The 13,013-nt window shown below is 46.7% G+C and carries 11 protein-coding genes; 9 read left to right on the top strand and 2 right to left on the bottom strand.

The features are described 5' to 3' along the window. The first annotated feature begins 46 nt into the window (after positions 1 to 46). Complete coding sequence (locus BC343_RS30380) at positions 47 to 3,040, top strand: lantibiotic dehydratase (RefSeq protein ID WP_162276979.1); 2,994 nt, start codon at positions 47 to 49, stop codon at positions 3,038 to 3,040. Here the strand turns inward: BC343_RS30380 and BC343_RS30385 are convergent. Further along, the gene (locus tag BC343_RS30385) at positions 2,994 to 3,752 is read right to left on the bottom strand and encodes a LytR/AlgR family response regulator transcription factor (protein ID WP_078351577.1); all 759 of its coding nucleotides are present in this window, start codon (positions 3,750 to 3,752) and stop codon (positions 2,994 to 2,996) included. The two genes, BC343_RS30380 and BC343_RS30385, sit on opposite strands and share 47 nt — an antisense overlap. Next, positions 3,749 to 4,714 (bottom strand): sensor histidine kinase, encoded by a 966-nt coding sequence (locus BC343_RS30390; protein WP_162276980.1) that lies wholly within the window; start codon positions 4,712 to 4,714, stop codon positions 3,749 to 3,751. The genes BC343_RS30385 and BC343_RS30390 overlap by 4 nt, the downstream gene beginning before the upstream one ends. 458 nt (positions 4,715 to 5,172) lie before the next feature. Here BC343_RS30390 and BC343_RS30395 point away from each other — a divergent pair, with 458 nt between their 5' ends. From BC343_RS30395 to BC343_RS30430, 8 genes are all read left to right on the top strand, one after another. Continuing rightward, positions 5,173 to 6,312 (top strand): hypothetical protein, encoded by a 1,140-nt coding sequence (locus BC343_RS30395; protein WP_078351579.1) that lies wholly within the window; start codon positions 5,173 to 5,175, stop codon positions 6,310 to 6,312. Between the two features lie 96 nt (positions 6,313 to 6,408). Further along, the gene (locus tag BC343_RS30400; RefSeq protein WP_078351580.1) at positions 6,409 to 7,242 is read left to right on the top strand and encodes an RteC domain-containing protein; all 834 of its coding nucleotides are present in this window, start codon (positions 6,409 to 6,411) and stop codon (positions 7,240 to 7,242) included. A gap of 929 nt (positions 7,243 to 8,171) precedes the next feature. Further along, the gene (locus BC343_RS30405) at positions 8,172 to 9,170 is read left to right on the top strand and encodes a type IV toxin-antitoxin system AbiEi family antitoxin (RefSeq protein ID WP_162276981.1); all 999 of its coding nucleotides are present in this window, start codon (positions 8,172 to 8,174) and stop codon (positions 9,168 to 9,170) included. A 40-nt stretch (positions 9,171 to 9,210) separates the two neighbouring features. Then, positions 9,211 to 9,960: a hypothetical protein gene (locus BC343_RS30410; protein ID WP_143822410.1), complete on the top strand. Its 750-nt coding sequence runs from the start codon at positions 9,211 to 9,213 to the stop codon at positions 9,958 to 9,960. Positions 9,961 to 10,120: 160 nt separating this feature from the next. Further along, entirely contained in the window at positions 10,121 to 10,564 is a 444-nt protein-coding gene (locus BC343_RS30415; protein WP_078351583.1) for an alpha/beta fold hydrolase, read from the top strand. Continuing rightward, positions 10,561 to 11,103: a hypothetical protein gene (locus BC343_RS30420; RefSeq protein WP_078351584.1), complete on the top strand. Its 543-nt coding sequence runs from the start codon at positions 10,561 to 10,563 to the stop codon at positions 11,101 to 11,103. The genes BC343_RS30415 and BC343_RS30420 overlap by 4 nt, the downstream gene beginning before the upstream one ends. Before the next feature lie 269 nt (positions 11,104 to 11,372). Beyond that, positions 11,373 to 11,504 carry a hypothetical protein gene (locus BC343_RS31850; protein WP_262493485.1) on the top strand — a complete coding sequence of 44 codons (132 nt, stop codon included), beginning with the start codon at positions 11,373 to 11,375 and terminating at the stop codon, positions 11,502 to 11,504. 950 nt (positions 11,505 to 12,454) lie between these two features. Further along, positions 12,455 to 12,997 (top strand): hypothetical protein, encoded by a 543-nt coding sequence (locus tag BC343_RS30430; RefSeq protein ID WP_143822411.1) that lies wholly within the window; start codon positions 12,455 to 12,457, stop codon positions 12,995 to 12,997. The last annotated feature ends 16 nt before the right edge of the window (positions 12,998 to 13,013 follow it).

Consider the following 13,013-nt stretch of genomic DNA (forward strand, 5'->3'; position numbering starts at 1 on the left):
GCCATCCTCTCTTTCATCGAGACCCTACATTTACTATAACGACATCATGAAGTATTCTTTTTTCAATAAGATGCTGTTACGCAGGCCTGTCCAAAGCCCCGCTGCCTATGGCAAGGGCCTTGCTTTCTTTTTAGAAGACCCGCTGTTTATGGCAGCGGTGCGGCTTGCCACACCGGTCTTTTACGTTAAGCTGGAAAAGCACTTAAGCGAAGGGTCGGAACTGTCATCCAAAGAAGCCCTGACGTTGCAGAAATATATTAACCGGTATTGCTACCGCCCGACCCCTTTCGGGCTTTTCTCTGCTGTGCAGCTGATCGAATGGAGGGGTACTTGTTCCGAGAACAAAGATCGTTCCGCACTTATGGCCAATGTCCATACCGCTATGCCGCTCCTTGTCCAACTGGAGGAGCAGCTAACCGGGAGCGCGAAGGCAAAATATGAGTGCAACCCCACGCTCTACCGGGTGATGAATGAGTACCGTTTTGTGCGGACCGGGCTGAACGAGGCCGGACAACAACGGGAATACCAGCTCCAATCCATCGCATTTACCAGGATCTTAGGGGGCCTGAGCAATTATTGCAGAACACCCCGGCAAAGAACTGACATTACAGCCCATATCGCAGCAGCGGCAGCATGCGAATTATCCGAGGCAGCTGACTATACCGCTTTCCTGATAGACGCTCGATTTTTGGTGGATCACGGGCGGCTCAACATTACCGGGAAGGGGCAATCAGCGACGATACTAAGCCTGCCGGAAGGGGGGAGAAACATGGAACAGCTTCAGTCGCTGAGCAAAGGACTGAACATATCTTCAACGACCATCGGCCCGGCGGCCATCGATCGCCTCGAGGGCCTGCTTAGCGGCCTTTTGCCCGCTCTGTCCGATACCACGGAGAAATTAAGCATCATCATGAAAGAAGACAACCGCGGCGATGCGGTCGGGGCATCGGTCCGGAAAAAACTACGTGAGGGCCTGCATGCCCTTAGTTCATTAACGCAAGACCACCGTCCTGTTGAGTTAAAGCGATTCGTATCTGCCTTCAACAAGCATTTCGAGGGGCAAACATTGCCTTTGCTCCTGGCACTTGACCCGGAGGCCGGCATCGGCTATCAGCTTCCGGAAATAGAAAGAAACAATCCGCTGCTGGAGACTTTGAACATTCCTTACCTATCTTCCCCGGGCACCAACCAAAACTGGTCGACGACTCATAGCCTGATCATGGAGGCCTGGCTTCGGATGGACCCGGGGCAGAACGTTGTACGCATCAATGATGAGCTGCTTGAACGTGCGGGGAAAAACGCCCCTGACAACCCGATATTGGGCATGTCGGTCCTCTTCCGCCTCACCGAGGACCAGGTATTGATCGAGAATGCCGGGGGTATCAACGCGCCGGCCCTCATGGGCAGGTTCACGCTCGCCGATGAAGCGATCGCGGCCGCAGCTCAAGAAATGGCCCGGCAATTAGAAGAGCAGAACCCGGAGGTGATCTTTGCGGAGTTACTCCATTTGGCAGATCCGCATACCGATAATATCAACCGTCGGGACCATATTTACAAGTATGAATTACCGATCACCGCCGCTTCCCGTCTTCCCCGTGAACAACAACTCCAACTTTCTGATCTTTATTTGTCGATCGTGGGGTCACAGATAATTCTCTTTTCGGAAAGGCATCAAAAGGCCGTTATCCCGCGGCTGACCTCTGCCTATAATCACAGCCTTAACCGCTTACCTTTATTCCGGTTCCTGGCGGACCTTTCCTACCAGTACGCTCGTTCAAGCCTGGCCCTGGATCTTCGGCAGCTCTTTCCGGGGCTCAGTTCATACCCAAGGGTCGAGTACAAAAATACCATACTCAGTTTGGCCATTTGGGTATTGAACAGCGAACAGATCGACGGTTTGTCCTCGGGGGCTGAGCGTGGCATAGCAGCCTTCCGGGAATGGAGGGACAGGATAGGGCTTTGCCGTTATTATTCACTTGCAGATGGCGATCAGGAATTAGTGTTCGATGGCGAAAGTGAAAAGGACGTCCTATTCTTTCAAAGTTGCATCCGCAACCGGAAGGAGGCTATCCTTAAAGAGTTCCCGGAACAGGACGTTGTAAAGCAGTATAATGCTTACCTCTTGCCGGAAGAGGCATTGGAATTGCCTAAGACCGGCCTGTTCTCGAATGACAAGGGCAAAGAGCGCCGGAAGTTCTTGCCCGGTTCATCCTGGCTTTATCTAAAAATATATGCCCCAAGGACCGGAGTGAACCGTCTACTGTTACGACTGCGTCCCCTGCTTTATAAAGCCTACGGCGGCCATAAGGTCCGCAAATGGTTCTTTATACGTTATGAGGACCATGCACCACATATCCGGCTTCGCTTGCAGGTCGAACCTGATGCGATCAATGATATTTTGCTGGCCTTCAAAAATAAACTGGAAAACGGTATCCGGCAACATGTGATCAGGGAATTCCAGATCGATGTGTATAGCCGGGAATTAGAACGCTACAGGGCCGGCGGCATCGAAAATACCGAGGCGTTCTTTTTTGCCAGCAGCGAACTGACCTTGAATTACCTCCGGCATTCCAAAAAGGTAGGATCACCGGCCTTACACACTTATGCGCTCTATTCTACCTATATATTGGTGAGCCACTTCCTCACCGGACAGGATGACCAGATCAGGTTCACGCAGTTGGGTTTCCAACGCTTTCTCCCCGAGTTCGCGAATGTCCCGATCAAGGTCGGCCTGGACAAAAAATACCGGGAATTAGCGCCGGGCATACTTATGGCTTTTCGAAAAGAAGACCCCGGCTTGTTATGCGGTTCCGCAAAGTCCGGCCGGTCGTTCGCCTCCAGCCTCCAAACGATACGTGCTTACATGGGACCAAGGCCGGATGAAGAATACCTGTACAGTATCGTCCATATGCACCTGAACCGGATATTTACCGACGAATCCCGCAAACAGGAAATGATCTGTTACTACTTTATCCATAAATACTTATTGTCGGTCAAAGGCCGGAGCCTGTCGGACGCAAAGCAGAACGCTCCGTCCTGACCAGGTGTTCATCCATCATATCCAGAAAACGTTGTTTATAATGGCCGCCCAAAGCCAGCGTATCGCCGTTCTCCATCCTGACCTGCCCGCGTTCGATCACTTTTACAAAATTAACGTTGATCAGGAAGGACCGGTGGGTACGGGCGAATAGCGGCTTTGGCAGGTGCTGCTCGATCTCTTTCATGGTCAGGTAGGTCATATGTTTAGCCTCGGCCGTATGGACCATGATGTAATTGACCGCACCTTCGATGTAGATCACCTCATCGAATTTGACCTTGACCACCCGCCCTTTGATCTCGCTTTTGATGGTGAAAAAGTCCTTATATATCGGGTAATTGTTCTTGACCGACAGCTTTTTCTTACGTTTGGCATGCTGGATGCATTTGGCGAAGCGTTCATAAGTGATCGGCTTCAGGAGGTAATCGAACGCTTCTTTTTCATAGGCCTGCAAGGCGTACTCCTGGAATGCGGTCGTAAAGACCACCGTAGTGTAGAGGTTAACCATTCCGGCAAGCTCCAGCCCGGATAGCAGCCGCATATCCACATCCACAAAAGTGATGTCCGGAGCGTTTGCGCCGGTCAGCCGGTCCAATGCCACCAAGGGGTCCAGAGCGGTGCCGACCAATTCCAGTCCGGGTGTGCGTTCGATATATTCGGAGAGCAAGGTAATGGCCCCCGGTTCGTCATCGACGATATAACAAGTGATATTCATAGTTCGATAATTAGATGTGTCGTAAATATCTCTTCGTCTTCATTTACTGCCAGGCGGTAACGCCCCTGGTAAAAATTAGCGAGCCGTTTCCTGATATTGTTCAGGCCGAGGCCGCTCGCCGGATATAGTTTCGTCAACTTCTTCTTATTTCTGGTCTCAAATTCAATATGCCCGTCCTGAACTTCTATACGTACCAATGCCGGGCTACGGGCATCCCCCAGGTCACCGTGCTTCATCATGTTCTCGACCAGGGTGATCAGGACCAGTGGGATGATCTGTAGCTGCGCCATTTTTCCCCGTTTCCTGAATTTCAGATGAAAATGATCGGGGAAACGCATCCTGCAAAGTTCGATCAGGTTCTGCACTTGCTCGAGTTCGCGCCTAAGGGTTACGGTCCGAGTATCGTCGGTACTTGTCAAAGAATAACGCATCAGGTCCGACAACAAAGAAACGCTTTTACCTGCCTCTTCCGAACCTTTATATACTTTGGTATAGATAAAGTTCAGCGAATTGAACAGCAGGTGGGGGCTGATCTGGTTCTGCAAATAGGCGTTCTCCACCGAAATATACTTATTTTCCAGTTCCAGTTTACTTGCTTCCGTCTTTAATTGTTCGGTCTCAATGCGGTGGTTTCGTTCTTTATACCTAAGCATATATCGCATAGACCAGTAAGCGATACTGAACCCGATAAAGTAAATTCCACGCCAAAGATTCGCCAAAAGGAACTGGCGGTTTTGGATGAGCACACCGGATATAGAGGCATTTGGCCTCATACTCAGATAATCCAATAAAAGTTTCAGGAAGAAATAGGCCACAAGTTCTACAAAGGTCAGTCCTAAGGCGAAAATATATGGCCTGTTCGTCCTAAAAAATGCAAAGTCCAATACCAGGTGCGCTTGAGCATAGAATAGCGCAATATTCAACGCATAATAAACGGCAAAGTGGCCTACACTTGCATTCACACCGACAGTGAAGTAAATATAGGCGACCTCGTATCCAATGAAGATCAGCCAAAGGGAAACATGAAGAAGAACCCTAGCTTTCGTAGTCATCCGATTTTCACTTTTTGCTTTCTGCATAGACCAAAGGCCACTTCGTGTAATAAAGTTCAGGTGGCTTTTAAGCCCAAATAGTTTTGGGTAAACACTAAAGCCATGAAAAGTACAAAACCAAAAAAACTAAACAGAACGGTCAATACCATATGTGACTTCAAAGGACACACGGTGTCGGTTAACCCGACCGCCGATACGAGCCTGGGTACTGACCCAACCAATACCACGATGACCATTATTACAACAGTTAATACGCACCTCGACCATAAAAGGTTGGTCATTTAGTATGAACAGGCCAAAAAGGATAGATATCCGAGCCTGTTATCACCTGATCGTATTAACTACACGGAAACCAAGTTGTTTTTATTTTGCTTAGAACGGAGATCAATGCACTGGAAGAACATATCGATGCTATTCTGAATTCGGACAGGATAGACGATGCCTTGGCCTACCCGGAACTTTTGGCCGGCGTAAAGGCGATGTGTTCCTCCCTGAAAGCGCTTTGGATACGTGAATTATTAAGTAATTTACGTGAACTGGTGCTGAAACGATACGTTCAATATCATCAGGCAGTTATCATCCGGCTTTCCGATAAGGCCGGCCTGGCACTGACCAGATCGGCCGCCTCAGATCTGGACGGGCATGCTTATCAAAACCTGTATACGGGGATCGCAGCTGAACTGGAGGATATCATTACTTTTCTCCGATATCGTGCCTACCTGTACTTTGATATCGACCATCCTGCTACAAGCTATTATATCGGCTTGGTTCGAAAGAGAGTGAACGAGATCGCCCAGGATATCAGGAACTGCGCTGATACGCCGATCGACCAAATGCTAATCGGCAGCGCAGTGTTATCGGTGGACGAGCTGCTCTCCAAGCCATCATCCGGTACGCTTTCCTATCGCAGGGCAGATCAATGCCAAAGGGTCATCGAAATGACCTCCCAACTCGTAATGCCGGAACTGGGAACAGATACGAACGCACTTTTCCGTGCCTTGTTCCGGCAGAACCTTAACTCTCTGCATTTTTACAACTGGTACCGCACGTCGATACTCAGTTCGCTTGCGGCCGCAGGTGGCCAGAAAGAGAAGGGCTCCATACTCCGGCAGCAGATCGATATGCTTTCAGCTGTGTATGTTGATCCCGACAAAGCCCTGTATCCTGAATTGGCCCCGATCGATAAGATGGCCCTTAGCTGGCTTAGTGAACAAGCCAACGCGCCTGCTCAACCCGCGCCAACGGCCTGGCAATTACCGCTGAATTTATCGGTACCACAATTCGCTATGTTCATCCGGATCTTCTATAAGGCCGGCTGTTTCCCGATCGAGAATGTAGCGATGATCACCTGTTTCTTTACGGCGCACTTCAGGACCAAAAAACGATCCCATATCTCTCAAAAAAGCTTTAACCATGCTTTCTACGACAACGACCAGTCGGCCGCAGCGATCGTTCGTGACCTGTTACAAAAAATGCTTAATTACCTCAATAAAACCTATTTCCCATGATGATGATGCCTATGGAAAATTGATACGCAATAGCTTTGTTCGAAACACCCGTTTCTGTTAGCGGGTGGCAAAGCTTCTTCACTAATCGCTATTCCGATGATAACCAAAATTAGTGATCGCCTTTACGCGGACCTTACCAGGGACCTGAATGCGCTGGTGCTCGAAGAAGAGCAAGCGATCAAAAGAATGGAACGCTCCATCCATGTATGCCTAAAATATCTACGAAAACTAAAAGAGCATTGTAAGCTGAACGGCCCCGGCACACCGCAGGAAGAGATCGTCTTCTTCAAACAGATAAAGCCCAAGTTCAAGGCCCAGCTGATCTTTCACCAATCCCTCCTGAACCTGGAGATCCGCAAACCGGTAGGCGAAGGCCAGCTGGTGTGTGATTACCTCCATAACGAGATCAGGATCATCCAGCATTTCTTCGAAAGCAACCTGTCTTTTTATCAATATGTCCGGACAGAGGCGACCTACCTGGACGAGCAGTATTTTGTCCGCGGCACCTACGATGTCCATCTCGACCCCGACCAGTGCATGATCGATTTCGACCCGGCCTTCAGTACGACCCATGACCATAAGCTTGCCCAGGTCTTGGCCAATGAGCTGTTGCAGGAGCACCTGGAGCAGTCCATCCAAAGGATCAATCAAAGGGAAACGATCACCCAACTGGACGCGGAATTCTACGATTTCGACTGGAAGCAGACCAAATGTGCGCTGATCGAGCTGATCTACAGCTGGCATGCTACCGAAGCGTTCGGCAAGAAGAACCTAAAAAGCATCGCCAAGTTCATTGAACGCTCATTCAACGTATCATTGGGTAATTTCTACGACACCTATGAGTGGCTCTGCGGCAGGTCAAGCCCCACGGTCTACATTGATGAGATGAAAGAGGCATTCTTGCTCCGGATGCAAAAGAAACTCAAATAGTGCTTAATATGACGATACTAAGTGGATATCCGCATTTCTACTTCTGTTCTCGAGACCTCATACATCAACGGACCCAGTTTCCATACGACCTATTAAATAATGTGAATATAGGTATGTTAACGAGAACTCCAGGGCGGCGGCGACAGTGCCACCCTGGTTCGGGTAGCGCCTCATACAATGATCAGCGAATTCTCCAAGCAAGGTGACGTTCGTACCGCTGCACCGTATAGGGCCGAAGCTGCACCAGGTAGAAGTTCCGCACTTTGTACGTCCAGATCTGACAAACAGGCGATGTTCCGACAGGAAAATTCAGGCCGGGAGCAGTGTTATCCATCCCATCCACGAATTGATCGACGCGGTGGTTGGCATCAGTGGTAAATCAACTTTGATCTTAATTATCCCGTCAGGACCAATGTATGGAGGAATATGCTGAATAAGCTCAGTGCTGGAAACGACCGTTTTAAATATTGCGGCCTGTCTGGATCACCTTAATAGCTATCATCGATGTTATTTGCCGCTTCTTCGGAAAGTGACTGCGATCAATCCAGGAAAAGAAATGTCGCTGATAAAACCAAGGATGGCTGGGCGAGCTGTCCATCAAGATGATGGATATTGACCTTAAAGCTACCAAATATATGGCAATGAAACATTGGCCGGGGACCCAGTTGGACGGAAAACGGTGGTGGCTGAATTTACAGACCATCAGAAAGAACTGATCGATCTATTGACCGCTGCGGGACGACAAAATGCTGCTAAAACAGGTTGGGAAAGCCGACCGCGAACGCCTCCGCGGTCACGGAGTAATGTTGATACCTGAACATGAATCACGAACTTGCATAAAAAAATGAACAGATAATTAAATTAGCTTGATATTTATTCAGATGTTCACTAAATTTGACTGTTTATGATTCATGAACACTTTTACATTAATGAACAAAAAGGGACATCATATCTTATATCATGCAACCGAAAAGCTGAGGCTTTTAACGGGCCTTGATATCAATATTCTACCCACTCAAGTTAACGGATATGATAATAGAGCAGATGCCGAAATAGAGATACAAAGCGGCGATGCGCGGGTACACTTTATTACAAATATCAAGAATGAAGTGCGGAACTTTCTACCACAAAAATACCTGGCAGGAACTGAGCATTTGTTGGTCGCGCAGTACATCCCAAAGCCACTCAAACAAGAATTAAAGAACCTCCAATATAATTATTTGGATGCCGCTGGCAATTGTTTTATTCGTGCCGGCGGGCTATTTATCTACATCAACGATCAACCGGTAACGGAGATACGGCTTCCGGCAGAAGGAAAACTCTGGAAGGCCGCCGGGTTAAAATTCATATTTGCGATACTTTTAAAACAGGAGTTGTTGAATTTGCCTTATCGGAAAATAGCAGAAGATGCAGGCATCGCGTTGGGAAATGTCGGCGCCCTATTGGAGGAATTAAAAAAAGAGGGGTATTTATTGGGTGGCCACAATGGGCAATTCCTCGCTTATAAGGAGAAACTGATCGACCGGTGGGCCGAAGCATTCAAGAATACCCTACGCCCCAAATTAATGCTGGGCACTTTCAGATATATCAAAAAAGATCTGAACTACAATTGGGAAGAACACGATGCAGCAGGGATCAAATGGGGCGGTGAGAACGCGGGGGCCATATTGACGAATTATTTGCGGCCTGAAAAATTCACGATATATACCCTGGCACCCAAAGCCGCACTGATGAAAAAAATGCAACTTGTACCCGATCCCAATGGAAATGTGGAGTTACTGGAACAATTCTGGAAAGATGATGAAGCTATGAACATGGAGCATAGGAACACCGTACCGCCTATTTTGGCCTATGCTGACCTCATCACAAACTTCGACAGCCGCAACCGGGAGACCGCAGAACGCATAAAACAAAAATATATTGACTGAGCCCATCTTACACCCGAGTATCGCTAAGATGCTAAAAGCTATGGAAGCCGTTTTTACGGACTTTGGAATAGATTATTATGTGGTCGGGGCAGTTGCCCGCGATATCCATTTATCAGCCGAGGCGGACGCAATAGCGCTACGCAAAACAAATGACGTAGACCTCGCCATCCTGATCAGTGATGAGGGGCAATTTAACAAATTAAAAGCCGGTCTGGTCGCTACCGGGCAGTTCACCGCGCATGAGACCGAAGCGGTGAAGTTGTATTATCACGAAGCGATAGAGGTCGATCTGTTACCATTTGGAGCGATCGAAGGACCAGATAGGAATGTCAAACTCACTGACCCTGCCTTCGTCCTGAACATGCCAGGTCTTTTAGAGATCTATCCCTTCGCTAGTGCTATCCAGATAAATGAGGATATGGCCATTAAGGTCTGTACAATGGAAGGGATCATCCTGCTAAAATTGATATCCAACAATGACAGGCCGGAAAGAACAAAAGACATCAGCGACATCGAGCATATCATCAGAGTCTATTTCGACCTCTATTCCGGCGACATCTATGAGGAACATTTTGACACAATGGAAATGTACGCGACCGATCAGCATGATTATCTTCAACTCGTATGTGCCAGGGTCATCGGAAGAAAAATAGCAGCGTTATTATTGTATTCCGAAACCTTACGCGAGAGGATAAACACGATCCTGGCCGAAAGGAAGACCACCTGGTGGCAAGCCATGCTTGATGGGTTAAATGATAAAACTTCTGTGGATCAGGAACACAAAGCATAGGAATGGGGCGGGAGTAATATACATTTGAGAGGGCACTTGAACTGGCGTGGTATAAATTATTGATAATAAAAAATATAGAGCTGTAATTTGCATATTTGCTATAGCAGATAACAGCGAAATTCTACGCCTTAGCAACTATTTTAAAGACAACCCTAAAAATATGATCTCAAAAAAAATATTTTTATTTTTTCTTTGTTTTGGACTATCAACAAACGGCTATTCGCAGAAAAAATTCAAAACATTTTTTGTAAAAGGTTTTAGCGATAATAGTTTAGAAGTACTTGACTGGGGTGGAAAAGGAAAATCAATTTTCTTTTTAGCTGGACTTGGAAACACAGCACATATATTTGAACAATTTGCACCAAAATTCACCAACAACTTTCACGTTTATGGTTTAACAAGACGTGGTTTTGGAAACTCGGAAAGAATAAAAACTGGCTTTAACACTGACACTTTATTGCTGGACATCTTGAAAGTGATGGACAGTTTGCGGTTGAAAAAAGTAATTCTTATTGGTCACTCAATTGCTGGGGACGAATTATCAACTTTTGCCAGACAATATCCAAACAAAGTTTCTGCAATTATATTCTTGACGCTGCCTTGAACCACGCTGGCAATTTTGATGCTCTTTTAGCCCCCTATCCTAAACAACCACAGCCTGATAGTGGTTTTGTGCCAACAATAAAAAACATAAAAGAGTTCGATCTCAAAACGCATCGCTTTGACTTTCCAGATGGCGAACTTAATGCGCAGGGTAAATTTGATAAAAATGGTCTTTTTGTACAAGACACCACATCAGATATTGCTTTTGACAAAGTATTAAGATCTGTAAAAACTATTACTTACAAAGGAATAAAATGTCCATCGTTGGCTATCTATAACAATGCGCCAACAGCCCCCGAGCGTTTTAGAACTTATTCTCTGCTTGACAATGCCAATAAAAAGATCGCAGAAGAATGCACAAAGCGTTGGTACAAATATTACAGAGTAGAATTGCAGCGTTACAAAAAAGAATGTACGGGCTGTTTGGTAAAAGAGATACGACATTCCCATCACCAAATTTTTCTGTGTAATCCAAAAGAAACAGAACTTGCTATCAGAACGTTTTTAAAACGATCTGATAGGAAAATAAACTATGGCTGAGATTGGCTTTGTTAAAGTGTGGCTGGACGTCGTTAGCATCAGCGGCCATTCACTATTCACCTTCAGTCCGGGGTTGGTGATGGCGTTCTTTAACGAAAACGAAACGTAATTAATTACTTCGTTGTAAATCATTAATTTTAGCTTTTGATAAAACCAACGGATGCCGTCAAGTCAAATAACCACATTACCCAATATTGGATGGCCTGCGCGGCGTTGCTGCTATAATCGTTGTCGCTTTTCATATTTTTGAAGCCCATTAGGCAAGCCATATGGAGCAGATCATCGATCATAGCTACCTAGCTGTCGATCTCTTTTTCCTGCTTTCGGGTGTTTTGATCGGCTATTCGCATGGTGATCGTTGGGGAAAGGCCAACTTTAAAAACGCGTTCTTATCGCAGTAGCCTATGCCTGTTTCAAATGGTACGATGAACCTTTACGTGCTTTGCTTCAAAAAAAGTTCAGCTGATGGTCTTATACGGAAGGGGAACAGATCACATGTTGAACATCTTTGATGATTTTGAAAATATCGAAGGATTTATATGCCGATGGTGTTAAATTACCAAAGTACATCAGATCTGTGCTCGTGTACGACAAGTGCTTAATTGGGGGATCTGCGTTTCCAATGCAACCTTAACACCTAAGAATGTAGCTTAAGGCTAAGCCCTCAACCCATCACAGTTTTTTAAATACATTTTTTAACCAGCATATTCAATATCCCGTAACCGGAGTTTTTTAATTCAGATCACTAAGGTCGCCAACTCCAGTAAACAAGAAAGCCGTTTACTTTCTTATTGCGGTTTCTTAGCCCAAAAAGTAACCGAACCTCTTTAAGCAACTTTTAATTCACCTAAAAGCTTAAGCTGTTCCACCAAATGGTTCGAATTTCGTCCATTTTGGGGACCACGATCGATCTTTCTTCCTTTGTCTGTATTTGCTTTCCAGATCACTGCCTATGCTATTAAAAAAAGGTGCGACCGGATCTTCCGAATAGGTCTTGACCAGGTCACTGGCCATACGGAGATCATACTTAAAATAAAAAGCATAATGGCGATAACCTTTTCCAGCAAAAAAAATAATTGACGGTAATAAGTTCAGATGAATTGCACTAAGCCGCGAAACGCACGAATAAGAAGCTGCCCGTAAAGAAGTTACATGGTACATATCCCATAAATGTCCATAAGGATATCGGGTGTCTTTACCCATTTATCTCCCGTAAAATAACGGTGTTGTGCATCCCGGAACAAAAGATCGGCACTCCGAGTCGGATGAACTCGGAGCTTTCCAAGGGATGTGTTACGGACCTTTGTCTTGTCGCCGGCAGCAATGGGGCTGCCGGCCAAAAGCAAAGCGCATGTTACAACAGATCACCTGGACCGCTTATGCGGCCACCGTCATTATTTTGACCATCATTTATTACCTGTGCATTTTGCCTGCTTTTTACCGGGAGGACATCAAACGCGCCGTCCATAAGTTCACAGGCAGAAAGCAAGCGTTAGCCGTTGCCGGCGATACGGATCTCCTGCTTCCGGAAGGAGAGATCATGGGCCGGGCTTTACCGGAGGCGGCCGCCATCGTTGCTCCTGAAGAACTCTCCTTCGCTCCGCCCGATGAGGCCGAGGCGATACGGGACCCTGCATCTATCGTTCTGGAGAGTGACCATGCCGAAATGGCCTTCGAGGTCGAAACACTCATCAAGGTGATCAGGGGTTCGGATGAGAGTAAAGAGGATTTCGGGATGCTCTTCCGGCTGATCATTCAGAAATACCCTTCGGTCGCCGGAACCGCCTATCAGCAGGTCATAGACCAGCTCCTGCTCAATGAAAGCGCGTCCGGGTTCCCCTTCGAATTAAATGAACAGGAAATAAAAAACTATTGGCAAGAAGAAGTTCAATAAAGATCATGAAAACAAC

This window comes from Mucilaginibacter pedocola (assembly GCF_002013915.1).
GTDB lineage: Bacteria > Bacteroidota > Bacteroidia > Sphingobacteriales > Sphingobacteriaceae > Mucilaginibacter > Mucilaginibacter pedocola.

Coding starts and splice junctions, on each gene's coding strand:
- BC343_RS30380 (WP_162276979.1), top strand. CDS start 47: ATGAAGTATTCTTTTTTCAATAAGATGCTGTTACGCAGGCCTGTCCAA.
- BC343_RS30385 (WP_078351577.1), bottom strand. CDS start 3,752: ATGAATATCACTTGTTATATCGTCGATGACGAACCGGGGGCCATTACC.
- BC343_RS30400 (WP_078351580.1), top strand. CDS start 6,409: ATGATAACCAAAATTAGTGATCGCCTTTACGCGGACCTTACCAGGGAC.
- BC343_RS30405 (WP_162276981.1), top strand. CDS start 8,172: ATGAACAAAAAGGGACATCATATCTTATATCATGCAACCGAAAAGCTG.
- BC343_RS30410 (WP_143822410.1), top strand. CDS start 9,211: ATGGAAGCCGTTTTTACGGACTTTGGAATAGATTATTATGTGGTCGGG.
- BC343_RS30415 (WP_078351583.1), top strand. CDS start 10,121: ATGATCTCAAAAAAAATATTTTTATTTTTTCTTTGTTTTGGACTATCA.
- BC343_RS31850 (WP_262493485.1), top strand. CDS start 11,373: ATGGAGCAGATCATCGATCATAGCTACCTAGCTGTCGATCTCTTTTTC.
- BC343_RS30430 (WP_143822411.1), top strand. CDS start 12,455: ATGTTACAACAGATCACCTGGACCGCTTATGCGGCCACCGTCATTATT.